22 protein-coding genes are annotated in these 23,378 nt (G+C 67.8%); 13 read left to right on the forward strand and 9 right to left on the reverse strand.

Translation table 11 applies throughout. The features are described from left to right. Positions 1-2: 2 nt before the first annotated feature. A complete protein-coding gene (locus AB0B25_RS13305; protein WP_357178178.1) occupies positions 3-485 on the reverse strand; it encodes a cation:proton antiporter regulatory subunit in 483 nt (160 codons plus the stop codon). Positions 486-579: 94 nt separating this feature from the next. Between AB0B25_RS13305 and AB0B25_RS13310 the strand changes: the two genes are divergently transcribed. Together AB0B25_RS13310 and AB0B25_RS13315 are read left to right on the forward strand one after the other, a co-directional pair. Beyond that, entirely contained in the window at positions 580-1,761 is a 1,182-nt protein-coding gene (locus tag AB0B25_RS13310; protein ID WP_357177926.1) for a histidine kinase, read from the forward strand. Beyond that, positions 1,758-2,405, forward strand: a complete 648-nt coding sequence (locus AB0B25_RS13315) for a response regulator transcription factor (RefSeq protein WP_357177929.1) — start codon at positions 1,758-1,760, stop codon at positions 2,403-2,405. Before AB0B25_RS13310 ends, AB0B25_RS13315 begins: the two co-directional genes overlap by 4 nt. A 1-nt stretch (position 2,406) precedes the next feature. Here AB0B25_RS13315 and AB0B25_RS13320 read toward each other — a convergent pair whose 3' ends face one another. Next, a complete protein-coding gene (locus tag AB0B25_RS13320) occupies positions 2,407-2,766 on the reverse strand; it encodes a DUF952 domain-containing protein (RefSeq protein WP_357177932.1) in 360 nt (119 codons plus the stop codon). A gap of 277 nt (positions 2,767-3,043) precedes the next feature. Between AB0B25_RS13320 and AB0B25_RS13325 the strand changes: the two genes are divergently transcribed. Beyond that, the gene (locus tag AB0B25_RS13325; protein ID WP_029903635.1) at positions 3,044-3,238 is read left to right on the forward strand and encodes a hypothetical protein; all 195 of its coding nucleotides are present in this window, start codon (positions 3,044-3,046) and stop codon (positions 3,236-3,238) included. 105 nt (positions 3,239-3,343) lie between these two features. Here the strand turns inward: AB0B25_RS13325 and AB0B25_RS13330 are convergent, their stop codons facing one another. Beyond that, on the reverse strand, positions 3,344-4,057 hold the full coding sequence (locus AB0B25_RS13330; RefSeq protein WP_357178181.1) for a TetR/AcrR family transcriptional regulator: 714 nt from the start codon (positions 4,055-4,057) through the stop codon (positions 3,344-3,346). Positions 4,058-4,215: 158 nt separating this feature from the next. Here AB0B25_RS13330 and AB0B25_RS13335 point away from each other — a divergent pair, with 158 nt between their 5' ends. Together AB0B25_RS13335 and AB0B25_RS13340 are read left to right on the forward strand one after the other, a co-directional pair. After that, entirely contained in the window at positions 4,216-5,991 is a 1,776-nt protein-coding gene (locus AB0B25_RS13335; RefSeq protein WP_357177935.1) for a DEAD/DEAH box helicase, read from the forward strand. 1 nt (position 5,992) lies between these two features. After that, positions 5,993-6,583 (forward strand): hypothetical protein, encoded by a 591-nt coding sequence (locus AB0B25_RS13340; RefSeq protein ID WP_357177938.1) that lies wholly within the window; start codon positions 5,993-5,995, stop codon positions 6,581-6,583. A 27-nt stretch (positions 6,584-6,610) separates the two neighbouring features. Here the strand turns inward: AB0B25_RS13340 and AB0B25_RS13345 are convergent, their stop codons facing one another. After that, positions 6,611-7,351, reverse strand: a complete 741-nt coding sequence (locus AB0B25_RS13345; protein ID WP_357177941.1) for an SDR family oxidoreductase — start codon at positions 7,349-7,351, stop codon at positions 6,611-6,613. 106 nt (positions 7,352-7,457) lie between these two features. Here AB0B25_RS13345 and AB0B25_RS13350 point away from each other — a divergent pair, with 106 nt between their 5' ends. Next, the gene (locus AB0B25_RS13350; RefSeq protein WP_357177943.1) at positions 7,458-8,060 is read left to right on the forward strand and encodes a TetR/AcrR family transcriptional regulator; all 603 of its coding nucleotides are present in this window, start codon (positions 7,458-7,460) and stop codon (positions 8,058-8,060) included. A 52-nt stretch (positions 8,061-8,112) separates the two neighbouring features. Here the strand turns inward: AB0B25_RS13350 and AB0B25_RS13355 are convergent, their stop codons facing one another. Beyond that, entirely contained in the window at positions 8,113-9,822 is a 1,710-nt protein-coding gene (locus AB0B25_RS13355) for a DEAD/DEAH box helicase (RefSeq protein ID WP_357178184.1), read from the reverse strand. Between the two features lie 349 nt (positions 9,823-10,171). On the opposite strand from AB0B25_RS13355, the gene AB0B25_RS13360 reads away from it, so the two are divergent. Beyond that, positions 10,172-11,194 carry a YihY/virulence factor BrkB family protein gene (locus AB0B25_RS13360; protein ID WP_357178188.1) on the forward strand — a complete coding sequence of 341 codons (1,023 nt, stop codon included), beginning with the start codon at positions 10,172-10,174 and terminating at the stop codon, positions 11,192-11,194. A gap of 110 nt (positions 11,195-11,304) precedes the next feature. On the opposite strand, the gene AB0B25_RS13365 is transcribed toward AB0B25_RS13360, so the two are convergent. Further along, positions 11,305-11,541, reverse strand: coding sequence for a DUF3039 domain-containing protein (locus AB0B25_RS13365; protein ID WP_357177946.1), 237 nt, complete (start codon positions 11,539-11,541; stop codon positions 11,305-11,307). A gap of 148 nt (positions 11,542-11,689) precedes the next feature. Here AB0B25_RS13365 and AB0B25_RS13370 point away from each other — a divergent pair, with 148 nt between their 5' ends. Then, complete coding sequence (locus AB0B25_RS13370) at positions 11,690-12,043, forward strand: DUF3099 domain-containing protein (RefSeq protein ID WP_357178190.1); 354 nt, start codon at positions 11,690-11,692, stop codon at positions 12,041-12,043. 32 nt (positions 12,044-12,075) lie between these two features. Here AB0B25_RS13370 and AB0B25_RS13375 read toward each other — a convergent pair whose 3' ends face one another. Continuing rightward, on the reverse strand, positions 12,076-13,371 hold the full coding sequence (locus AB0B25_RS13375; RefSeq protein WP_357177949.1) for an MFS transporter: 1,296 nt from the start codon (positions 13,369-13,371) through the stop codon (positions 12,076-12,078). A 153-nt stretch (positions 13,372-13,524) separates the two neighbouring features. Here AB0B25_RS13375 and AB0B25_RS13380 point away from each other — a divergent pair, with 153 nt between their 5' ends. The 3 genes from AB0B25_RS13380 (at position 13,525) to AB0B25_RS13390 (ending at position 17,093) form a co-directional block, all read left to right on the forward strand. Further along, positions 13,525-14,265, forward strand: coding sequence for a VOC family protein (locus AB0B25_RS13380; protein ID WP_357177952.1), 741 nt, complete (start codon positions 13,525-13,527; stop codon positions 14,263-14,265). A 142-nt stretch (positions 14,266-14,407) separates the two neighbouring features. Then, positions 14,408-15,928, forward strand: a complete 1,521-nt coding sequence (locus AB0B25_RS13385) for a methyltransferase (protein ID WP_357177955.1) — start codon at positions 14,408-14,410, stop codon at positions 15,926-15,928. 196 nt (positions 15,929-16,124) lie between these two features. Next, the gene (locus tag AB0B25_RS13390) at positions 16,125-17,093 is read left to right on the forward strand and encodes a sigma-70 family RNA polymerase sigma factor (protein ID WP_357177958.1); all 969 of its coding nucleotides are present in this window, start codon (positions 16,125-16,127) and stop codon (positions 17,091-17,093) included. Positions 17,094-17,527: 434 nt separating this feature from the next. Here the strand turns inward: AB0B25_RS13390 and AB0B25_RS13395 are convergent, their stop codons facing one another. Together AB0B25_RS13395 and AB0B25_RS13400 are read right to left on the reverse strand one after the other, a co-directional pair. Beyond that, positions 17,528-20,197, reverse strand: a complete 2,670-nt coding sequence (locus AB0B25_RS13395; protein WP_357177961.1) for a GNAT family N-acetyltransferase — start codon at positions 20,195-20,197, stop codon at positions 17,528-17,530. Then, positions 20,190-21,461, reverse strand: coding sequence for an acetoin utilization protein AcuC (locus tag AB0B25_RS13400; protein WP_357177964.1), 1,272 nt, complete (start codon positions 21,459-21,461; stop codon positions 20,190-20,192). Before AB0B25_RS13400 ends, AB0B25_RS13395 begins: the two co-directional genes overlap by 8 nt. Positions 21,462-21,668: 207 nt before the next feature. On the opposite strand from AB0B25_RS13400, the gene AB0B25_RS13405 reads away from it, so the two are divergent. Together AB0B25_RS13405 and galE are read left to right on the forward strand one after the other, a co-directional pair. Continuing rightward, on the forward strand, positions 21,669-22,355 hold the full coding sequence (locus AB0B25_RS13405; RefSeq protein WP_357177967.1) for an iron dependent repressor, metal binding and dimerization domain protein: 687 nt from the start codon (positions 21,669-21,671) through the stop codon (positions 22,353-22,355). A gap of 3 nt (positions 22,356-22,358) precedes the next feature. Beyond that, entirely contained in the window at positions 22,359-23,339 is a 981-nt protein-coding gene (galE, locus tag AB0B25_RS13410) for a UDP-glucose 4-epimerase GalE (RefSeq protein WP_357177970.1), read from the forward strand. Positions 23,340-23,378: the final 39 nt, after the last annotated feature.

Genomic DNA, 23,378 nt, shown 5'->3' on the forward strand with positions numbered 1-23,378 from the left:
CGTCAGCCGTGCGTCAGAATTCTCGCGGCGGCATCCAGGCCGTCCGGAGTCCCGACCACCACGAGCAAATCGCCCGCGGTGAAGGTGAAATCGGGGCCGGGCGAGGGATGCAGGTGCCCAGCCCGCATGACCGCGACAATGGAGACCTTCGTACGGGTGCGCATCGCGGTCTCGCCGAGAGTGCGGCCGTCGTACGGGGAGTCGTCGCTGATCGGCAGCTGTCGGGTGGTGATTCCAGGAAGATCGCGATGGTCGTCGTTCAGGCTGGCCACCAGCTGCGGTGCGCCGAGCAAGTTGGCCAGCACCGCCGCCTCGTCGGCGGTCAGCGGGATCTGCGCGGCACAGGCATCGGGATCCTCGAGTTTGGAGACGATGAGGTCGATGTCACCGTCACGGTGCGCGACCACGCCGATACGGCGACCGGAACGCACCTCGAAGTCCTTGCGGACACCGATCCCGGGTAGCGCGGTGACGTCGACATTCACGCTGTCCAGATTAGCCCGATGTCCGAGTTCGTAAACCGTCCCGGTCATCACTTCGACTGATGGCGTCCGACCCGCGCTGTGCTGTGATGGAGGCGTGACGCGGTGGTCGGAGTTGCCGGAGCGAACGCGGGATCTACTCGGCGCGCTCACCGCGTTCGCCGGCGGTGCGGTCCTCTATGTCAGCGGTCTGTCCACGATGACCGATCGCGGTGTGGATTCGGCGATGTGGCTGCGCTTCAGTGTGCTGCTCACGGTCTGCCTGGCGACCTTCTTCCGGCGTCGAAACCCGGTGCCGGCGATGCTCGGGGGTCTGCTCCCGCTGGCGGTGGACACCTATCTCGGCGCGACGGTGCCGGTGTGGATCATCTACGCCGACCTGATCTACGCCTCCGTGCTGTATTCCGGACGGCGGTCGGCGCGGATCACCACTGTGTGCTGGTCGGCGTTCTCCGGCTTCGTCGTGGCGCTGACGCTGGCCCTGACCGCGGACCCGCGGTCGGTCGCGCTGGCGCTCGTGGCGGTGTTCAGTTTCGTGGCCACGCCGATCTGGTGGGCGAATTCGGTGCGCACGCACAAGGAGATCGCCGATGTCGAACGCACCCGCGCGCAGGCATTGACCCTGGTCGCCGAACTCGACCGACGCGCGGCGATCGCTGATGAGCGCACCACAATGGCGCGCGACCTGCACGATGTGATCGCCGGGCACCTGTCGGCCATCGCGATCCAGTCCGAGGCGGCGTCAGGGGTGCTCGCCCGCCGTGACGCCGATCGCGTGCTCGCCGGGATCACGCGGTCCATCCGTTCGAACAGCGTCAGCGCGCTGCAGGAGATGCGCACGATGATCGGGCTGCTGCGTAGCGATGCCGAGGATGAGGTGGCGACGCCGAGGCGGCTGGCACAGCTGTCGATCCTGGTGGACGCCGCGCGGGCGGCCGGGATCATGGTCCGGGTGCGCTCGACGCTCGACGGCGCCGCCCTGCCGAGCGCGGTCGATCAGGCCGCGTACCGCATCGTCCAGGAGGCCTTGACCAACGCCATGAAACACGCACCGGGACAAGAGGTCTTCATCGACGTGCGCGCCGACGACGGGGTGCTGAGCCTGGCGATCCGCAATCCGACCGCACCGACGCGCGCGGCGGCGGACGGCGGACGCCGCGGGCTGAGGAACATGCGCGAACGCGCGACCGCGCTCGGCGGAAGTGTGCGCGCCGGATCCGATTCCGGCTGCTGGCACGTGCTCGCCGAACTCCCGCTCGGCGCTGAGGGCGAGCCATGACGATTCGGGTGGTGATCGCCGACGACCACGCGGCGATCCGCGCCGGCCTGCGAATGATCTTGGAAGTCGAGGACGATATCGAGGTGGTCGGCGAGGCGGCCGACGGTGACGTCGCGGTCGCACAGACCAAGGCACTGCGACCGCAGGTGGTGCTGATGGATGTGCGGATGCCCGGGGTGGACGGGATCACCGCGACCGAGCTGATCACCACCGACGGACTGGCCAGGGTGCTCATCCTGACCACGTTCGACCTGGACGAGTACGTCTTTCGCACATTGCGGGCAGGCGCCGCGGGATTTGTGTTGAAATCCGCGTCGGGCCAGTCACTGGTCGAGGCGGTACGCGCGGTCGCGGCGGGCGATGGGGTGTTGGCCCCGGCAGTGACCCGGGCGGTGATCTCGGCGTTCGCGTCGTCGAATCACGATGCGCCACAACCGGCTCCGCATGGCGTGGATGATCTCACCGAGCGCGAGCGAGAGGTACTCGACTGCCTCGGCGACGGTCTGTCCAACGCCCAGATCGCCAGCACACTGTTCATCGGCGAGACGACGGTCAAGACGCACGTCTCCCGAGTACTGACGAAACTCGGTGTGCGGTCGCGGGTACAGGCCGCGATCGTGGCCCGCGAGATCCGCGACCGATAGTTCACCTGCCGAGCGGCGCGAATACGCCGTTCGCGTCGGGGCGGTACTCTTCGACGGCCGTGACCGCCGCTACCGGCAGCGGACCATACAGATGCGGGAACAGCATCGACTCGGGGTCGGTCGGCACGCCCGGCTCCCATACGATCGGAGACCCGACCCGCGCCGAGTCGATGCGCAGCAATACCAGATCGCGCCGTCCCGCATAGAGCCGGTTGGCGGGCAGGTGCGCCTGGCGTGGCGCCGAGAGGTGGATGAATCCCACTTCGTCGAGCGACGCGGCGCGGTACTCGCCCGTTTGCCGGGCGGACAGCCACTCGGCCAACGTGCATAGGTGAACAAGCGTGTGAGTGTCGTGGGTCACGGGTAATCTCCCGGTAGACAACTGAATCGGCCGATTCGAGGTGGTGATCGAGCGGTGGTCGACGGCATGACCTGTGATGTTCGCCCGTAGCGAAAATCCCTGGTCGTGTAATCGAAAACACACAGAATCACTCGCGGGAACAAAGCCCCCGTCCCGAACGTCTGACAGAGTAGTCATACCCCTGCTGAGAAGTAGCGGTAGCGAGCTCGTGGTGAGTGACCACGGGCCCCACACCAGGTGAACGGTCGTCGGGACCGGGAGCCAGGACGGAGGAGTCATGCCAGGAACCCTGACAAGCACCCCACTGACCGCGGTCGATCGTTGCGACCGTTGCGGGGCGGCTGCTCGAGTGCGTGCCGTACTGCCCGCCGGTGGAGAGTTGCTCTTCTGCCAGCACCACGCGAACGAACACATGGATCGACTGCGTGAGTTGGAAGCCGTGATCGACACGGAGTCCGCTCCCGCGCTCTGACCTGCTTCTCGCGTCCTGACACAACAGCATCGAACAACAGAAGATTGTTTCCACCGGCAGCGGGCGACCCACAGGTCGCCCGCTGTTGGCGTGTTCGGGAACCGATCAGTCCGCCACCTCGCGCAGGATGCCATCCAGCAGCCTGGCCAGTCCGTACTCGAACGCACCGTCCGGGTCCGCCGGCGCCTGGTAGAGCTCGCCCACTGCCGCACCGACCCGCGACGACAGCGGGAACACATTCGACGGCATGACCTCGGCCAGCACCGGGCCGTGCACCTCCCACCACCGAGCGTCGCTCATTCGCTGCGTATCGCGGACCGCGGCGAGGGCCATTCGAGCGTTTCCGGTGGCGAACTCCGACAGCACGGCGATCACCCGGTCCATCGACAGGTCCGAGAGGCCGATGCCCTCGATCGCACCGAGCTGCCGTTCGTAGCGGCGCATCCGGCCCGGGCCGAGCACGAGTCGCCAGGGTGAGACCTCCAAGAGCCACGGATGCGCGAGCAGTTCGGCATGGACCTGACAGGCGATGGCGGCCATGCGTGCGCGTGCCGGGAGATCGGCCGGAATGGGGGCGTCCTCGGCGGCGACCTGGTCGACCATGAGGACGGTCAAAGCATCTTTGCTCGGCACGTACGTGTACAAACTCATCGGCCGCAGCCCCAGTTCGGCGGCGACCGTCCGGATGGAGACCTTCGCGTAGCCGTCCCGGTCCGCGAGCGCCACAGCGGCGGCGACCACGGCATCGAGACTGACCGTCTGCTTCGGCCCGCGGCCCGCGGGCCGCGGCGGAAGCTCATGTCGCCACAGGAGGTTCATCAGATGTTTCGCCTGATGGACGGTGATTTCCTCGGTCAAAGGACTCCTCGGAATTAATCCAGTACACTGTACGATGTTCCACTACTCCGTACGCCATACGTTAATTCAAGGGGTTTGTTCTGCCCAGCACACACGCCACTTACCTGCCGGATCGGCATATGTTCGCATTGTGGACATGGTCCGGACGCGATACCGGACCAGCCCCGCGCGGCCCTGGCGACCCGGAAACACTGGCACTGGCCGTTCCGGTCGGTATAGGCGGTGCGATCGAGGTCGTGGACGTCGCCACCACGCTCGTGGACCCCGAGACCTTCGCCGCCGGGGCGATCGAGCACCCCGGTCGGTCGGTCCAGTTCTGGCAGGGCATGCTGCGCGACGTCATCACCGACCCGGTAGCGGTTGCCCCTGCGGCGACGAACATCGGCGCACCCACGATGCCCGTGGCCGCGCACGCGGTGCCGGATGCCTCCGGCACCGCGATCGTGTCGGCCGAGCGCGCGCTCCGAGTACTACGCGACACCGAAACGGTAGCGGCGGAACTGCGTTCGACGCTGAAGGCGCACCTGCGGCCCTATCAGGCACGCGGAGTCGGATGGTTGCGCGAGACCGTCGACGCGCACGGCGGCGCGGTGCTCGCCGACGAGATGGGCCTCGGTAAGACCGTGCAGACCATCGGTTTCCTGCTCGGCCGCGCCGCGATGGGGCCACAACTCGTAGTGTGCCCGACCTCGCTGGTCGGGAACTGGATGCACGAGATCGAGCGGTTCGCGCCGGGGCTGCGCGTGGTCGCTTGGCGCGGTGGCAGGATCTCCGCCGAGCCCGGGACGGTTGTTGTCGCCGGATATCCGACGCTTCGACTCCACGGGGCGCTACTCGGCGGGCAACGCTGGGCGACAACGGTCTTCGACGAGGCGCAGGCACTCAAGAATCCGCGCACCCAGGTCGCCAAGGCCGCGCGAGCGCTCGAAGCCACCGCGACGGTCGCGCTGACCGGGACGCCGATCGAGAATCATCTCGACGAGCTATGGGCGCTACTGCATCTGGTCGCGCCCCGGCTGTTCGGACACCGAACGCAGTTCCGGCGGCGGTTCGTGCGTCCGATCCACGAAGGGTCCGCGGCCGCAGCGGCGCGGCTGCGCGACGCCATCGACCCGGTGCTGCTGGCGCGCAAGAAGATCCAGGTTGCCGCGGCCCTCCCGGCGAAGATCCACAGCAACCTGCTCTGCGACCTCACCGCCGAGCAGGAAGAACTCTACGACCGGCTGCTGACCCAGGCCATCGAGGACGGATTCGGTTCCGGTATCGAGCGCCACGGCCGCGTGCTCGCGGCGCTGACCTCGCTCAAACAGGTCTGCAACCACCCGGGACTGGTCACCGGCGATCTCGCCGAGTTGACGGGCCGGTCCGGAAAGCTCGACCTGTGCACCGATATCCTGGCCACCAATCTCGCGACCGCCAGCCCCACCTTGCTCTTCACCCAGTACCGGCAGACCGGCGAGGTACTCGTGCGCCACCTGGCCGACCGATTCGGGGTGGCGGCGCCGTTTTTCCACGGCGGACTGAGCCAGACCGAACGCGCCGCGATCGTGTCCCGATTCCAAGCCGATGACGGACCGCTGGTACTGGTGCTGAGCCTGCGCGCCGCGGGCACAGGTCTCACCCTCACCCGCGCTGCCGACGTCATCCATTTCGACCGCTGGTGGAATCCCGCGGTAGAGGCGCAGGCCTCCGACCGGGCACACCGGATCGGCCAGACCCGTCCGGTCACCATTACCACACTCACCTCGACCACCACCGTGGAGGAGCACATCGCGGGCATGCACGACCGCAAGGCGGCGCTGACCGACCTCGGCGACGCATCGGGTATCGCGACGCTGGCCGCGCTCCCCGACAACCAATTGATCGAGATTCTGCGCCGCAAGCGGGAGAACTGAGGTGGACAACGAATTCGGCTACACCGCATGGGGCATGGACTGGGTGCGCCTCGCCGAGCCGCTGCGCCAGACCAGGCCGGATCCGCTGCTCCCCCGCGCCCGCAGCATCGCACGCAACCACGGCGTACACGTCACCATCGAGGATGGGGTCGTGCGCGCCACCATCCACCGCGGCGGCCAAGCCTCGCTGACCCATCTGGAAGTGGCGCCACTGTCCAGGACTGCGATCAACGCCGTCGCGGAGATCGTTGTCGACACGAGCGTGCTGACCGACGACCTGCACCGGGCGGTTGTGGCGGCCGGAATCGCGCTCGCCCCGATTCTCGCGAGCACAGACTGCTCGTGCTCGGCACGTTCCGCGCGCTGCCTGCATGTGCTCGCGGCGTACTACGAGATGGCGCGGCGAGTCGACGAGAACCCACGGATCACCCTGGAGGTCCAGCGCTATTTTCATGCCGAGCACGGAGATTCGACGCTACCCGCACTTCCGACACGCTGGACTCCGATCAGTGCGCTCGATCCCGCGGACTTCTTCGGGACGGTGGGGAACCGAGTTACTCGGCCCGTCCGATCGCTGATCCTCGGCGAATGAGCGCCGCGGCGATACTTCGTCGGGTGATCAAGCGTTGGTGCCGCTGTCGACAGTGAGAATCGCGCCGGTGACGCTGCGCCCGGACTCGCCTGCCAAGAAGGCCACGGTGGCCGCGACGTCAGCAGCGGCGCCGAATCGGCCGAGGGCGGTCAGGTCGCGCTGCACCGGCGCGTGGTCGCCATCCTTCGGGTTCATGTCGGTGTCGGTGGAGCCGGGCTGCACCAGGTTCACCGTGATCGCGCGCGGGCCGAGTTCACGGGCCAGCGCCTTGGTGAAACCGTTGAGCGCGGACTTGCTCAGGTTGTAGAGCGCGAGACCGCCGAACGGCGCGTGCTCGGACAGGTTGCTACCGATGCTGATGATCCGTCCGCCGGCGGACATGTGCGCGACCGCCGCCTGCGCGCCGACGAACGCGGCGCGCGCGTGCACATTGAGCGCGTTGTCGATCTCGGCCACGGTGAACTCCTCGAACGGCTTGGCCGGGAAGATACCCGCGTTGTTGACCAGGATGTCCAGTCCGCCGAGTTCGGACGCGGTCCGACGCACCGCGGTGCGTACCGCGTCGGCGTCGGCGCTGTCGGCCTGGATCGCGATCGCACGGCGCCCGAGCGCTTCGACCGTATCGACCACGGATTTCGCCTTCGCCTCGGCGGTCTGGTAGGTCAGCGCGACATCCGCACCTCCGGCGGCGAGACTGCGGACGATCGCCGCCCCGATCCCGCGGCTGCCGCCGGTCACCAGTGCCACTTTGCCCGTGAGGTCCGACATCGGACGCCTCCCATTTTTGTGCTGATCAATACATAAATACCCAAGCGTATTCGGCGCAGCGCTGTCAAGAGGTATATTTAACGATCGACACAGAAAGGACGCCGGCATGGCCGAACGAGGACGCCCGCGCGCCTTCGATCGCACGGAGGCGTTGCGTCGTGCCATGGAGGTGTTCTGGGAACACGGGTACGAAGGTTCCGCGATGAGTGACCTGACCGCCGCGATGGGGATCAACTCGCCCAGCCTGTACGCCGCGTTCGGCGGCAAGGAGGCGCTGTTCCGGGAAGCCGTCGACCTGTACGGACGCACCGACGGCGGATTCACCGACCGCGCGCTGCGGGACGAGCCGACCGCACGGGCGAGCATCGAGGCGATGCTGCGGGACAACGCCATCGCCTATACCGACGAGAGCAAACCACACGGCTGCATGGTGGTGCTCGCGGGATCCACCTACACCACGCGCAGCGCGAGCATCCGAGACTTCCTGATCGAAAAGCGTCGCGAGACGACCGACGATATCCGCGAGCGCCTGGACCGCGGTGTCCGCGAGCGCGACTTGCCCGCCGAGACGAACACCGCGGCGCTGGCCGGCTTCTTCACTTCGGTCCTCTACGGCCTGTCCATCCAGGCCCGAGACGGAGCCTCGCTCGCCGAGCTCACCGCTTCCATCGACTGCGCCATGGCCGCTTGGCCGGGCACGGCCGCCTGACCTGCGAGCCGCCGACCACCCGGACGAGTCCGACTGGTTCCTCCGCGGCGCTCTACTTCCTCCGCAGTGCGGCGATCCGCTCACCGAGTTGGTCGGCGCTGGCCAGCGCGGTGGGCGGGCCGCCACATTCGCGGCGCAGTTCACCATGGATGACGCCGTGCGGCTTGCCTGTTCGGTGGTTGTGCATGGCCACCAGGCTGTTGAGTTCGCGGCGGAGTTCGGCGAGCCGATCGGCGGTGGCGACACGTTCGGCGGCGCCGACCACCTGCGGGCCGGGATCGGGGACGACAGCACCGCGTTCGGCGACCTGACGCGCCTGCCGATCGCGCAGCAGAGCGCGCATCTGCTCGGCGTCGAGCAGCCCCGGGATGCCCAAGTAGTCGGCCTCCTCGTCACTGCCGGCGAAAGTCGCGGTGCCGAATGAGGATCCGTCGTAGATGACCTGGTCGAGTTCGGCGTCGGCGGCCAGCGCGACGAACGGCTTCTCCTCCTCGCCCGGCTCGTCCTTCTGCTTGTTGGCCTCGATCAGCAACTCGTCGTCGAGACCGTTCTTCTCGCGGTGCGGCTTGCCGATCACGTGGTCGCGCTGCAACTCCAGCTGGGCGGCCAGATCCAGCAGCACCGGCACCGAAGGCAGGAACACACTCGCGGTCTCCCCCGCCTTGCGCGCACGCACGAAGCGGCCGATCGCCTGCGCGAAGTACAGCGGTGTGGCGGCGCTGGTCGCGTATACGCCGACTGCCAGGCGCGGCACGTCGACGCCTTCGGACACCATGCGCACCGCGACCATCCAGGACTGGGTGTTGCCGGCGAACTCCGCGATCCGATTCGAGGAGGCCGGATCGTCGGACAAAACCAGCGCGGGCTTCTCGCCGCAGATGTGTTCCAACAGTTCGGCGTAGTCGCGGGCACGTTCCTGATCGGTGGCGATCACCAGACCACCCGCATCGGGCATGCCGGAAACGCGTTTCTGGCGCAGCCGAATGTCCGCGGCGCGCAGCACGGCCGAGATCCAGTCGCCGGCTGGATCCAGTGCGGTCCGCCACGCGCGAGCGGTCTGCTCGGCGTTGAGCGGCTCGCCGAGACGGGCGGAGTACTCTTCGCCCGCGCTGTCGCGCCAGTGCGCCTCGCCGGAGTAGGCGAGGAAGACCACCGGACGGACGACGCCGTCGGCGAGGGCCTCGGCATAGCCATAGGTGTGGTCGGCGCGCGACTTCGGGAAGCCGGACTCGTCGGGCTCGTAGACGACGAACGGGATCTGGCTGTCGTCGCTGCGGAACGGGGTGCCGGTGAGCGCAAGACGGCGGGTCGCGTCGCCGAAAGCCTCGGCCGTCGCATCACCCCAGGTCTTCGCATCGCCCGCGTGGTGAATCTCGTCCAAAATGACCAGGGTCCTGCGGCTTTCGGTGCGCGCCCGGTGCCGGAACGGATGCGCGGCGACCTGCGCGTAGGTGACCACCACGCCGTGGTAGTCGCCCGAGGTGCCGCCGGTGGAGTTGGAGAACCGCGAGTCCAGCGCTATTCCCGCTCGGGCCGCGGACTGCGCCCACTGGTGCTTGAGGTGTTCGGTCGGCGCGACCACCGTGATCTGGTCCACGGTGCGGTCGGCCAGCAACTCTGCGGCGACTCGCAGCGCGAACGTGGTCTTTCCCGCGCCCGGGGTGGCCACCGCGAGGAAGTCGCGCGGTCTGGTGGCCAGATATTTTGTCAGCGCACGTCGCTGCCAGGCGCGCAACGAGCCACCGCCAGTGGTCCGTACCACTCCCGAATCGCTCGGCGTCTCCGCATCTCCCGCCACAGCGGCGCCACCCGACCCAGTCACGCACACGACCCTATCCGCCCGGCATGGCGTGTCGCCAAACCGACGCGGCGTGCGCGATGGGCATCACACCTCGCCGGGCGAATCTCTGGACTTCCGCCGAGACCCACCGACACGTCGCACCGACAAACCGATGTGAGCACCCGAAGTGCGCGATGCTGTAAGCACGATGAGCGACGACACCGCCTTCAGCGGCCAGCTGCCACGGACCGACGCCCCGTCGGCCCGTGGGGTCGCGATGAGCACTTGGACTTGGACCGACCGCGCCGGCGCGAAGGCCGCGCACGCGGGCATGCAGACGCTCGCGCTGGTCGTACGGGTGGCGGAGAAGGCATGGGACGATTCGATCTTCACCAAGTCGGCTGCGGCAGCGTTCTGGCAGACCCTCTCGCTCGCGCCGCTCTTGCTCGGCGTGCTCGGCAGCCTCGGTTACGTCGGCGGATGGTTCGGCCCGGACACGGTGGAGATCGTCGAGTCCAAGATCATCACCTTCAGCCGTGATCTGTTCAGCGCGACCGTGGTGTCGGATCTGATCCAGCCGACGGTGCAGGACGTGCTCGGCCGGGGTCGCGGCGCGGTGGTGTCGGTGGGGTTCGTGCTGTCGCTCTGGGCGGGCTCCTCGGCGATGGCCACGTTCGTCGACGCGATCGTCGAAGCCCACGACCAGCAGGACGCGCGGCACCCGGTGTGGCAGCGGATTTTCGCGTTGCTGCTCTATGTGCTGTTCCTGGTGGCGGCGGTGTTCATCCTGCCGCTGGTGGCGCTGGGGCCGACGCTGATCGGGCGGGTGCTGCCCGCCACCTGGCGGGAGACCGGACTACAGCTGCTGGACTTCTTCTACTACCCGGGTGTCGGCATGCTGCTGATCGTCGGGCTCACCACCCTGTACAAACTGGCACTGCATACGTCGCTGCCCTGGCACCGGCTCTTCGGCGGGGCACTGGTCGCCGGAGTGTTCTTCATGACGGCCAGCGAGGTGCTACGCCGCTACTTGGCCTGGGTCACCAGGACCGGTGTCACTTATGGCGCTTTGGCGACACCGATCGCGTTCCTGCTGTTCACGTTCTTCCTCGGTTTCGCGGTGATCCTCGGCGCCGAGTTCAACGCCGCGGTGCAAGAGTTCTGGCCGGCCCGTGCGACGCGCATGGAACAGGTGAAGGAGTGGATCACCAGTCAGATGCGAGGCGACACCGGCCCAGCGGTCGAAACATCGACCGAGGAAGACGAGTCGTTCCGTACCAGGACCACGCCCGACGCGCCGGACACCGAGTTGCCGCCGAACGGCCGGGCGGGACCACCGTCATCCCGCCCGTGACCCGACCGGATCGTGGCGGCGTCTTTACGGCGCGGTCTTTATGGCGCGGTCTTTTCGGCGGGCCATCGCCACATCCGTCGATGCCGCGTGCGGAATAAGCGCTTAAGCGCTCAGTCGCCCTTGCGCAGGCCGTCGTAGACCTTCTTGCACTCCGGGCACACCGGAGAGCCGGGCTTGGGCGAGCGGGTCACCGGAAAGACCTCCCCGCACAGGGCGACCACGTGAGTACCCATCACGGCACTTTCGGCGATCTTGTCCTTCTTGACGTAATGAAAAAACTTCGGGGTGTCGTCGCCCGTCGTTTCGTCGGTCGTCGTATCCGGGCGAACCATGGTGTCGGTGTTCACGCATCCATGATGCCGCATCCATCGATGAGGCGACTGACCACGGTGTGTGCACGCGGGCATCGCAAGTGGAAGACTCGGCAGTATGCAGCAGAACGGCGATTCCTCCTCCGCCGACGGCCGCGACCGCGAAGAGCACCCCGACCTGACAATGCCGACGCAGCCCCGCCGTTCCTCCGGATATTTCCCAGGCAGCGACGACAAACACCCGGTACTGATCACCGAGGCGGCGCCGTCACTGGAGGACCAGCACCGCGCCCGCGTTCGCCGATACACGATCATCATGGCGTTCCGCATCCCGTGTCTGATCCTGGCGGCGGTCGCTTACAGCACGTTCGGCAACCCGCTGCTGTCCATCCTGATCATCGCCGCTTCCATTCCACTGCCATGGATCGCGGTCCTGATCGCCAACGACCGCCCACCCCGCCGCAAGGACGAGCCGAGCCGATGGGACCGGCCACGAACCGCCCTCGAGTCCCGCCCACACAAGGCGATCGACGGCTGACGCGGATGCGGCCGCTCGGGCCGAACGTGGCGTCAGGCTGGCCGCGGGGCTCGGCGGATGACGGCCGACATCACCGCGGCGATGCCGCAGAGCGCACCCGCGATATACCAGGCCAGGTCATAGTTGCCGTGCAGATCACGGATGACCCCCGCGCCGGTGGCCGCGACGGCCGAGCCGATCTGGTGTGAGGCGAAGACCCAGCCGAATGCGACCGGGCCATCGTTGCCGAACAGTTCGCGACACAGCGTGACCGTCGGCGGCACCGTAGCGACCCAGTCCAGGCCGTAGAAGATGATGAACATCCACAAGCTCGGCCGCGTATCCGGGCCGAGCAGCGCGGGCAGAATCAGCAGCGACAGGCCGCGGAGGGTGTAGTAGCCGATCAGCAGATAGCGCGGGTCGACTCGGTCGGTCAGCCAGCCCGAGGCGATGGTTCCCGCGACGTCGAAGATCCCGATCACCGCCAGCAGGCTCGCAGCGGCGGTCGGCGGCATCCCGTGATCGTGGGCCGCGCTGACGAAATGGGTACCGACCAGGCCGTTGGTCGACGCGCCACAGACCGCGAACCCCCCGGCAAGCAGCCAGAATCCGGGCCTGCGCGCGATCGTGCCGAGCACCGTCAGCGCACGCAATGCACCGAAGGGCGCCTGCACGCGCACACCGACAAGGCTGTCGGGCTCGGCGCCGTAGGCGGTCGCACCGACATCGCTCGGGTAATCCCGGATGAACAACAGCACCAACGGCACGACCGCCAGCGCCGCACCGGCCACGATCAACGACGGCAGTCGCCAGCCGTGCGCGTGCGCCACCGCCGACACCAGCGGAAGGAAGATCAGCTGTCCGGTCGCACCTGCCGCGGTGAGGACGCCGGTCACCAGACCGCGCTGCCGCACGAACCAGCGGCCGGTGATGGTCGCGACGAACGGCATCGACATCGACCCGACCCCGACGCCGACCAACAGACCCCAGGTCAGGATCAGATGCCAAGGCTGGGACATGTACACCGTCAACCCGCTGCCCGCGGCGACCGCGATCAGAGCACAGGCCACTACCCTGCGGATGCCGAACCGGTCCATCAACGCCGCCGCGAACGGCGAGATCAGTCCGTACAGCAGCAGATTCAGTGAGACGGCCGCGCCGATGGTGCCGTGCGACCAGCCGAACTCCTCGTGCAGCGGGTCCATCAGCACACTAGGCACCGATCGGAAGCCCGCGGCGCCCAGCAGGGTGATGAAGCCGACGCCCGCGACCAGCCACGCCGGGTGGATACGCGCCCGAGGAGCGGAGTCGACGGAAGCGGGGGTAGACAGTGTCTTCAGTTCGGTCACCCGCTGAGCCTGCCGGAACATCGCCGGGGCAGCGAGTGGCCGAAATGCCATATCGCATCAAATTCATGCCAATCGCGGCGCACCGCCGCTCTCCTCGACAAGGCGGAAAAGCGTCCCTACGGTGTGGCGGGGAAAAACACGACAGGAGTGAACATGATTCGGTGGATCTGGGCCTTCCTGGATCGCCCGGCCCAGCGCTTCGACGATTGCGCGACGTTCTGGTCCACGGTCACCGCCACCCAGCTCTCCGCTCGGCGAGGCGCGAACGATGAATTCCTCACCCTCATGCCCGAGCCCGCACTGTTCGCCGAGGCGGGCGTCAAGATGCAAGCGGTGACCGGACTCGGCGGTGTGCACCTCGACTTGGACGTCGACGACATCCCGGCCGCTGTGCGCGCCGCGCTCGATCTGGACGCCGAGCTGGTCGCGAACCACCCGGACTACGCGGTGCTGCGCTCCCCCGGCGGCCAAATGTTCTGCTTGACCCCGAGTGGCCGCCCCAAAGGCACGCCTGCCCCCGCCGTGCGAGCTCCTGATGGCAGGATGTCACGCCTGGACCGGGTGTGCCTCGACATCGGCCCCACCGACTACGACGCCGAGGCCGGCTTCTGGAAGTCGTTGACCGGCTGGGAGTTCCGACACGGGAGATCGCCAGAATTCGCCTGGCTGCGTCCCGCGGAGCAGTTACCCGTGCACCTGTCGCTGCGACGCCTCGGCGAGGACCGCCCGGCCAGCGCGCACGTCGACGTGTCCGCGGGCGACATCGACGCCACTGCCGCCTGGCACCAATCGCTCGGCGCGACCCTGGTGCGGCGTCACGAACACTCGATCGTGCTGAGTGATCCGGGTGACGCGCGGTACTGCGTCATCGCCCGCGACCCGAACGGCATCTGATTTCAGGCACCAGCGGCAGCATGCGCTGCGCCACGGTGGCACGGTGGGCCGAGCTGCCCGAGGCCCCTCGGTCGCCACGGAGCGCGGTGCGCCGCGGTGGACACCTGATCTGCCGGACCGGGTGCGATGGCAGAGTACCGATGTGCCCCCGAACCGATCGACCATCACCGGCTCGCCCCTCGCTGCGCTCTGCCCGGACCTGCGGACCGCGCTGACCAAGGTCGGCTACGACGCCGACACCCTGTTGGACGTGCTCGGCGCAGGCGCACATGCGGCACTGAGCCGCTCGGAGCCGGTTCCGGTGCGACGCGCCGCACGCGATGCCGGCGAGCTGGGCACCCTCATCCGTCTGCTGCTGCTCGGAGATGCCCTGCCGGTGCGGGAGGTGGCCGCCGCGCTCGCGCCGGTGGAGATCGACCGTGCGGTCGCCGTGGGACTGCTCGACCGCGACGGCGACGCGGTCCGTGCGGCGCTGGACCTGCGTCCGCTGGACGCGGGCGCGGGCACCCGATGGATCCTGTCCGACCTCGACGACTCGATGCGGAGGCGCACCCTGGCCGAGGACCACGTGCTCGGTGTCGGCCATGCCTCCCTCTCGCTGCTGCGCGCTACGCCCACCCGCCCGGTCGGGACGGTGCTCGACCTCGGCACCGGCTGCGGAGTGCAGGCCGTGCACGCCGCGGCCTATGCCGACCACATCACCGCCACCGATGTCAACGCCCGCGCACTGTGGCTGGCCGAGGCCACCGCCGCCCTCAACGATCTCGACATCGAACTGGTCGAGGGCTCGTGGTTCGACCCGGTCCAGGGCAGGCGCTTCGACCAAATCGTGGCCAACCCTCCATTCGTGGTCGGCCCGGCCCGTGTCGAACACACCTACCGCGATTCCGGCCTCGCCCTGGACGGCGCAAGCGAATTGGTGATCTCGCAGGCAGCGGATCTGCTCGCACCGGGAGGCACCGCCGCAATGTTGGCGGCGTGGGTGCACGTCGACGGTGAAGACTGGCGCGGGCGGGTCTCGTCGTGGCTGCCCGCGCACGGCGTCGACGCCTGGGTGGTGCAACGCGACGTCGCGGACCCCGCCCTTTACGTCGGCACCTGGTTGCGCGACGCAGGCCTCGATCCCCGCGACGCGAGCGCCCAGGCACGCGCCGACGAGTGGCTCGACGCCTTCACCGCGGCGGACGTGGAAGGCATCGGCTTCGGCTTCGTCTACCTGCGCGCCACCGACGGCCCGACCGAACTGCTCGCCGAGGATCTCACCCACGGCTTCGACGACCCGCTCGGCGAGGAGGCTCTCCGCTACTTCGAGCGCTCGGCGTGGCTGCGCGCTGTCGCCGCCGACGAGAATCTCGCCTGGTCGTCCCGTTTCGTCGTCGACCCGGCGACCGCGCTGGAGCGCGTCGCCCTGCCAGGGCCCGAAGGCTGGGCACCCGCGGTGGTGCGCGTGCACCGCGGCGACGGCCCCCGCTGGCAACACGAGGTGGACGAGACCACCGTCTCGCTCCTGGCGGGAATGCGGGCCGACGGGCTCCCGTTGTACGAACTGATCGAACTGCTGGCGCTCGCCCACGGATCCGACGCGGTGACCGCCGAGTTCGCCGCCGATGCGTTGTCCGTGGTTGCCGGATTGGTGCGGCACGGATTGGTGCGGCCCGTGTAACCCCACGACGACCGCGCGCAACGTCGGTGCGGAACCCGTCGCAGGGACCGTTCCCTCACCGGGTGCTTCTCAGGAACTTCTCAGACGAGAGTGAGAAAAACCGCAGTTCAGAGCGGTTTATGAAAGGCATCGCGGGGAACTTTCTCTATGTCGGGTCCGTTGATCGGAATGAGACACCACCGACAGGAGGCAAGTCATGACAAGCCCCGCCACCACTCGAGTGCGCGCCAGCGATTCGGACCTCGACGCCCAGAGCCCCGCCGCCGATCTGGTACGTGTGTACCTGAATGGGATCGGCCGTACCGCGCTGCTCACGGCTGCCGACGAGGTCGAGCTGGCCAAGTGCATCGAGGCGGGCCTGTACGCGCAGCATCTTCTGGAAACCGGCAAGCGACTGTCGGCAACCCGCAAGCGCGATCTAGCCATTATCGTGCGAGAAGGCCAGGCGGCCCGCTCGCACCTGCTCGAAGCCAACCTGCGCCTCGTTGTCTCACTCGCCAAGCGCTATACCGGTCGCGGCATGCCACTGCTCGACCTCATCCAAGAGGGCAATCTGGGCCTGATCCGCGCCATGGAGAAGTTCGACTACGCCAAGGGCTTCAAGTTCTCCACCTACGCCACGTGGTGGATCCGGCAGGCGATCACCCGCGGTATGGCCGACCAGAGCCGCACCATCCGGCTGCCGGTTCACCTGGTGGAGCAGGTGAACAAGCTGGCACGAATCAAGCGTGAACTGCATCAGCAACTGGGCCGCGAGGCCACCGACCAGGAACTCGCCAAGGAGTCCGGCATCCCTGTGGACAAGATCTCGGATCTGCTGGACCACAGCCGAGACCCGGTCAGCCTGGACATGCCGGTCGGCAACGACGAAGAGGCTCCACTGGGCGATTTCATCGAGGATTCCGAGGCCACCTCGGCCGAGTCCGCGGTGATCGCCGGTTTGCTGCATCACGACGTACGCAGTGTGCTCGCTACGCTGGACGAGCGGGAGCAGCAGGTCATCAGGCTGCGCTTCGGTCTTGACGACGGACAGCCGCGCACTCTGGATCAGATCGGCAAGCTCTTCGGCCTTTCCCGCGAGCGGGTGCGCCAGATCGAGCGTGAAGTCATGTCGAAACTGCGCAAGGGCGAGCGGGCCGATCGGCTCCGAGCCTACGCCAGCTGATCATCGCCGTAGCCGAGTCTTTCGAGACAGTTCGGCGTACGCTCGACGGCTTTCCACCGAGGTCACCGTCCAGCCGCCGGCCGGTGATTGCGGATACCCGTCCCCTCTGGGTGTCGTGTAGCCGGTCGGCGGAATCTCGGTGCGGTCGACTTTGCTCAGTTCTGACTCATCTCGATGACGTGGTCCGCGGTGCCACTATCCGGCCGGAGTCGACCGTCACGATCACGCCCGCGCCGGCGCTGGGCATTCGCTCGCGATTCCCTCCCGCTTCCTCTGGCGAGCGAATCTCGACGAACTCGTCCAGATCGACTCATCTCCCCTCGGGATGTCTATCCCCACCGAGTCACACTGCGGGTACGCGACGGCCGGGCAGCGACAGCAACCGCGCCCGCGCACCTCAGCTGCGATCCCTCAGTGTTCAGCGTGCACGAACGTCAGCCGAGCCGGCGGGGACCGATGTCGAAACGACTTGGCTCCGGCCCGATCCGGCCGCGAGCATAGAGAATCGCGGCCGAGGTCGGCGATGCCAGCACCGGGTCGAACGACAGTTCGCGCATCTCCGGCAGGTCGTCGACAAGGACCGAGATGCGCTGGGCCAGCTCGGCGAGTGCGGCCTTGTCGACCCGAGGGCTCACCGAGGTACCGGACAACAGCGGGGCGGCGCGCGGTGCGTCGATCAGAGCTGCTGCCTCGTCAGCGGTCAGCGGAAGCGCCCGGTAGGCGCGATCGCCGAGAAGCTCGATGATCAGACCGGATAGTCCGAACTCGATCACCGAACCGAAGGACGGATCGTCCTGCACACGCAGGATGCAGCCGACACCCTTCGTTGCCATCTTCTGGATATGGAGCACCGGGTCGCCGCACAACTCGGCCAGATCGGCGTACGCCTGCCGAACCGCTTCCGGGCGCCACAAGTCGAGCCGGACACCGGTGAGATCCGGCCTGCGCCGCCACAATTCACCGGTCGCCTTGACCGCCACCGGGTAGCCGAGTTCTTCTGCGGCCGCGATCGCTTCGTCGGCGGTGCGCACCTCGCGAAAGTCCACGACCGAAATGCCATAGCAAGCAAGCAGTTCCACGATTTGCAGATCGGTGAGCCGACGGCCGCCCGTCGCCGCCATCCATTCCGTCACCAGCGCGCGGGCCCGGTCGGTGTCGATGCCCCCGGGCCGCGCCACCGTCGAGACGGGCCTGGTCCGCCACTCGGCGTAGCGGCGGACCCTGGCCAGCGCCCGTGCGGCGCGCTCAGGGTCGGGATAGGACGGGATCGATCCACGCACCGCGGTGGCGCCGGCGCCGCGCACCGCGAGCAGATTCGGAATTCCCTGCTCGGCAACGAACGTGGTGAGGATAGGTTTCTCTGCCTCGGGCACGGCGGCTGCCGCAGCGCGGATGGCATCGGCGAACCCGCCGGTCGGCTGCGGCACCGGAGGCGCGAACACCACGATGACGGCGTCGATCTCGTCCGATCGCAGGGCCGTGACCATGGCGTCCAAGTAGGCGCCCGGCATCGCCTGCGGCCCGAGGTTCACCGAATCGCCGACCGTCAGCCCCTCGCTCCGGGCCGCATCGACGGCCAGCCAGTTCAACGCGGTGCTGTTGCCGATCACCGCTAGTCGCGAACCACCCGGCAGCGGCTGATAGCCGAGTAGGGCGGCGCAATCGAAGAGTTCGGAGATCGAGTCGACTTGGACGATGCCTGCCTGCGCGAACAGGTCCCGCACGATCGACCGATCCATGACGCCGGCCGGCTGAGCCGCCGAGCGGCCGCTGCTCACCGCGACGATCGGTTTGGTTCTGGCCACCCGACGCGCGATCCGGGAGAATTTGCGCGGATTGCCGAAACTCTCCAGATACAGCAGTACGACATCGGTGTCCGGATCACTGTCCCAGTACTGCAGCAGGTCGTTGCCGGAGACATCGGCGCGATTGCCCGCCGACACGAAGGTCGAAAGCCCCAGATTGCGCGCGGCGGCCTCGCCCAGAATGGGAGCTCCCAGCGGTCCTGACTGGCAGAAGAAGCCGATACGACCACGCCCAGGCAGCACCGAGGCCAGGGTCGCGTTCATGGCCACCGTCGGGTCGGTGTTCGCGATACCGAGCGCGCTCGGTCCGACCACCCGCATGCCGTGACCACGGGCGGCGGCGACCAGCTCGTGTTCGGCTTCCACACCGCCCTGGCCGGTCTCGGCGAAACCTGCCGTCAGCACCACGAGTCCCTTGACGCCTTTGGCCATACAGTCGTCGAGCACCGATCCGATCGCGGCGGTCGGGACCGCGACTACGGCGAGATCGACCTCGTCCGGGATCTCCCGGACCGTCGCATAGGCGCGTACTCCCCGCACCGATGTGCGGTTCGGGTTCACCGGGAACACCGGTCCCTGGAACGCGCCGGACAAGAGGTTCGCCAACACCACCCCGCCGACCCGGCCCGCCGCCGGGGTGGCGCCGATCACAGCAACCGACCGTGGGGCGAGTAGGTTGCCCACACTGCGGGCCTCCGACGCCCGCTCGCGCGAATCTCGCACGGAAAGGAGCGCTTCGGTGGGGTCGATGGCGAACTCCAGATGCAGTACCGACCCGTCTCTGCTGCGTTCGATCTGATAGCCCGCCTCACGGAACACGGTCACCATCACGGTGTTCTCCGCGAGCACCTCGGCGACGAAGGTTTCGATGTTGTTCTCGGCGGCAGCGCCGGCCAAATGCTCCAGCAGGACCGAGCCGAGCCCACGCCCCTGATGCCCGTCGGCCACCACGAACGCGACCTCCGCCGCACGTGGGCCGACCCGGTCCAGCAGGTCGTAGCGCCCCACAGCCACGATCGCCGCACCCAGCTCGAGCACCAGCGCGACCCGGTCGTGATAGTCGATATGGGTGGTCCGGTACAGGTCCTTGGGCGAAATTCGCGGGTATGGGCCGAAATACCGCAGGTACCGAGTGCGGTCGGACAGCGCGGCGTGGAACTCTTGAAGCCGGTCCGCGTCGTCGGGTGTAATCGGGCGCAGTCGCACGACTCCGCCGTCGGCGGCCAGCACGTCGGCGAACCAGTGGTGCGGCAGAGGTGGGAAAGCGTGGCTGTCCGGAGTATCGGGCACGTCAGTCACGGGGATCCTCCGAATCGAGACCCAGCAACCCGAAAGTCGCTCGTCGGGTTGCCAGCACGGCCATATCGACAGCACGCTGCGCGTGGTCGAAACGCGCGTCCCCGGTCTCCCCGGTACCACCGGGTCCGTCCCATGGACGGTACTTCACGTCACCACCGTCCCCCATGGTGCGCGGCGGGTCCGCCTGCGGCGCTTCGGCGCGGATCCGTTCGATCCAGTTCTGCGGGATCGCGGTCGTCGGCTCGACCGTGCGGTCCAACGCGGTGGCGAGGAGGTGAGTCCAAGCCCTCGGCACCACGCGGAGCAGACCGTATCCGCCGCCGCCGACGGCGAGCCAGCGCCCTTCGGCATGCTGGTCGGCGAGGTCGCGCATGGCGCGGAAGGCTGCCCGCTGACCGTCCACGGTGAGGTCCAGATCGGCGAGGGGATCCTCGCGGTGGGTGTCCACACCACACTGGCTGACCACGATCTGCGGGTGAAACGCTTCGACCACACTGGGCACGACCGCGTGGAAACCACGCAGCCACTGCGTATCCCGGGTGCCCGGCAGCAGCGCCAGGTTGATCGAGGTGCCCTCTGCCGCACCGGTGCCGATCTCCTCCGGCCATCCGGTGTTGGGCCACAGGGTCGCCGGGTGCTGGTGCAGCGAGATGGTGAGCACCCTGGGGTCGCCGTAGAACGCCCGTTGCACACCGTCGCCGTGGTGCACGTCGACATCGATGTAGGCGATGCGGTCGAAACCGTGGTCCAGCAGCCAGGAAATGGCGATGGCAAGGTCGTTGTACACGCAGAATCCGGCGGCCGAATCGGCCATCGCGTGGTGCATGCCGCCGCCGATGCTCACTGCTCGCTTCGCGCGGCCCTCCGCGATTTCGCGGGCAGCGGCCAAGGTACCGCCGACGATCGTGGACGCCGCCTGATGCATACGCGGGAAGACCGGATTGTCCGACGAGCCCAGACCGTAGGGGGGCGCGGTCGCCGTGTCGACCGGGGGCACGGCATGCTGGACCGCCTCGATGTAAGGGGCCGTGTGGATACGCAACAGGTCCGGAAGCTCGGCAGAAGCGGGCTCGAGCAGTTCGACACCGTCGAGCAATCCGAGACTTTCCGCCAACGCCATGGTGAACTTCAGGCGCGCCGGTTTCATCGGATGCTCCGGAGTCCAGGTGTAGTCGAGGAAACGGTCGGTCCAGACGACCGTTCCCGCGTGGCCCCTGGCGGATGACGTCGGCGCCGGGGGTTCGCTGCGCGGTGCAGTGGCCATGTTCGCAACGCTAGCGGGAAGCAAGCGACCCCGTAGAACGTTCCCATGCAGTACAAATACAAGCAAGTGCGATCGCGGCTGCCCGCCGTCCGCCGGTCGGCTTTCCCCGGTGTCGTCGGCGATGTCGCACGTCATCAAGCGACGCGATCCGGCAGTCGGGGGTGCCGTGGTGCGTGGGTAGAATTCGTGCCGACGAAGGGGTAACAGGTGAAGGATCTGGTCGACACCACGGAGATGTACCTCCGTACCATCTACGACCTCGAGGAGGAGGGCGTGGTGCCCCTGCGCGCCCGGATCGCCGAGCGCCTCGAGCAGAGTGGCCCGACGGTGAGCCAGACGGTAGCGCGGATGGAGCGCGACGGCCTGCTGATGGTCGCCGGAGACCGTCACCTGCAGCTGACCGACAAGGGCCGCAGCATGGCAGTCGCGGTGATGCGCAAACACCGGCTGGCCGAGCGGCTGCTCGTCGACATCATCGGGCTCGACTGGCAAAATGTGCACGCCGAGGCATGCCGCTGGGAGCATGTGATGAGCGAGGATGTCGAGCGGCGTCTGGTCGAGGTGCTCAACCACCCGACCACCTCCCCCTACGGCAACCCCATTCCCGGACTCGACGAGTTGGGTGTGGTGCCCTCGACGGCCGCCCACGAGACGCTGGTGCGATTGTCGGATCTGCCGCACGACCAGGTGCACGCTGTCGTGGTACGCAGACTCGCCGAGCACATCCAGACCGATCCCGAGGTCATCGGCCAACTGCGCGAGGCCGGCGTGGTGCCGGACGCACGAGTGACGGTCGAGACCAAACCGGGTTCGGTGGTCATCACCGTGCCGGGGCACGGCGGCTTCGAGTTGTCGGACGAGATGGCGCACGCCGTCCAGGTGAAGCTGGTCTGACGCGTGAAACTTCTGGTCACAGGTGGCGCAGGGTACGTCGGGGGCGTCTGCGCACAGGTTCTGCTCGAAGCGGGACACGAAGTCGTCGTGGTCGACGACCTGTCCACCGGCAACGCCGATGGGGTGCCGTCCGGCGCCCGGTTCGTCGCGGGTGATGTGGCGGTAATCGCTTCTGCGTTGCTCGCCGCCGAACCTTTCGACGGTGTCCTGCATTTCGCGGCGCAGTCGCTGGTCGGCGAGTCGGTGCAGCAACCGGAGAAATACTGGCACGGCAACGTGGTGAAGACGTTCGAACTGCTGGAGGCGATGCGGCAGGCCGGGACGCCGCGCCTGGTGTTCTCTTCCACCGCGGCCGTCTACGGCGAGCCGGAGCAGGTACCGATCACCGAGGCGGCGCCGACCAGGCCGACCAATCCCTACGGTGCGTCGAAACTGGCCATCGATCACGCGATCACCTCCTACGCGATCGCGCACGGACTGGCAGCGACCAGCCTGCGGTATTTCAATGTCGCGGGCGCCTATGGCGGTCTCGGCGAAAACCGTGTCGTGGAAACCCATCTCATTCCGCTGGTTCTGCAGGTCGCCGCCGGGCACCGCAAGGCGATTTCGGTGTTCGGCACCGATTGGCCGACCCCGGACGGCACTGCGGTCCGCGACTACATCCACATCCGCGATCTCGCCCAGGCCCATCTGCTGGCACTGGCCACCGCGGAGGCGGGCGCCCATCGGATCTACAACCTCGGCAGCGGTACCGGATTCTCCGTCCGCGAGGTGATCTCGGCCTGCGAACGTGTCACCGGCCTGTCGATCGCCGCGGTGGACGCGCCGCGCCGTCCTGGTGACCCCGCGACGCTGATCGCCTCCAGCGAGCGCGCGATCGCGGAACTCGGCTGGCGCCCCGAACACAACGACCTCGATGAGATCGTCACCGACGCCTGGGCTTTCCTGCAGTCGCTCGGACCTCGCGCACACAGCGCGAGGTAACCACCGCGGGGTAAGCCACACCGTCGCACCCGCGCCGAT

The organism is Nocardia sp. NPDC049190 (genome assembly GCF_040648115.1).
In the GTDB taxonomy this organism is placed as follows: domain Bacteria; phylum Actinomycetota; class Actinomycetes; order Mycobacteriales; family Mycobacteriaceae; genus Nocardia.

Coding starts and splice junctions, on each gene's coding strand:
- AB0B25_RS13380 (WP_357177952.1), top strand. CDS start 13,525: ATGATTCGGTGGATCTGGGCCTTCCTGGATCGCCCGGCCCAGCGCTTC.
- AB0B25_RS13330 (WP_357178181.1), bottom strand. CDS start 4,057: ATGAACCTCCTGTGGCGACATGAGCTTCCGCCGCGGCCCGCGGGCCGC.
- AB0B25_RS13315 (WP_357177929.1), top strand. CDS start 1,758: ATGACGATTCGGGTGGTGATCGCCGACGACCACGCGGCGATCCGCGCC.
- AB0B25_RS13400 (WP_357177964.1), bottom strand. CDS start 21,461: ATGGCCACTGCACCGCGCAGCGAACCCCCGGCGCCGACGTCATCCGCC.
- AB0B25_RS13335 (WP_357177935.1), top strand. CDS start 4,216: ATGTTCGCATTGTGGACATGGTCCGGACGCGATACCGGACCAGCCCCG.
- AB0B25_RS13345 (WP_357177941.1), bottom strand. CDS start 7,351: ATGTCGGACCTCACGGGCAAAGTGGCACTGGTGACCGGCGGCAGCCGC.
- AB0B25_RS13390 (WP_357177958.1), top strand. CDS start 16,125: ATGACAAGCCCCGCCACCACTCGAGTGCGCGCCAGCGATTCGGACCTC.
- AB0B25_RS13360 (WP_357178188.1), top strand. CDS start 10,172: ATGCAGACGCTCGCGCTGGTCGTACGGGTGGCGGAGAAGGCATGGGAC.
- AB0B25_RS13325 (WP_029903635.1), top strand. CDS start 3,044: ATGCCAGGAACCCTGACAAGCACCCCACTGACCGCGGTCGATCGTTGC.
- AB0B25_RS13350 (WP_357177943.1), top strand. CDS start 7,458: ATGGCCGAACGAGGACGCCCGCGCGCCTTCGATCGCACGGAGGCGTTG.
- AB0B25_RS13370 (WP_357178190.1), top strand. CDS start 11,690: ATGCCGACGCAGCCCCGCCGTTCCTCCGGATATTTCCCAGGCAGCGAC.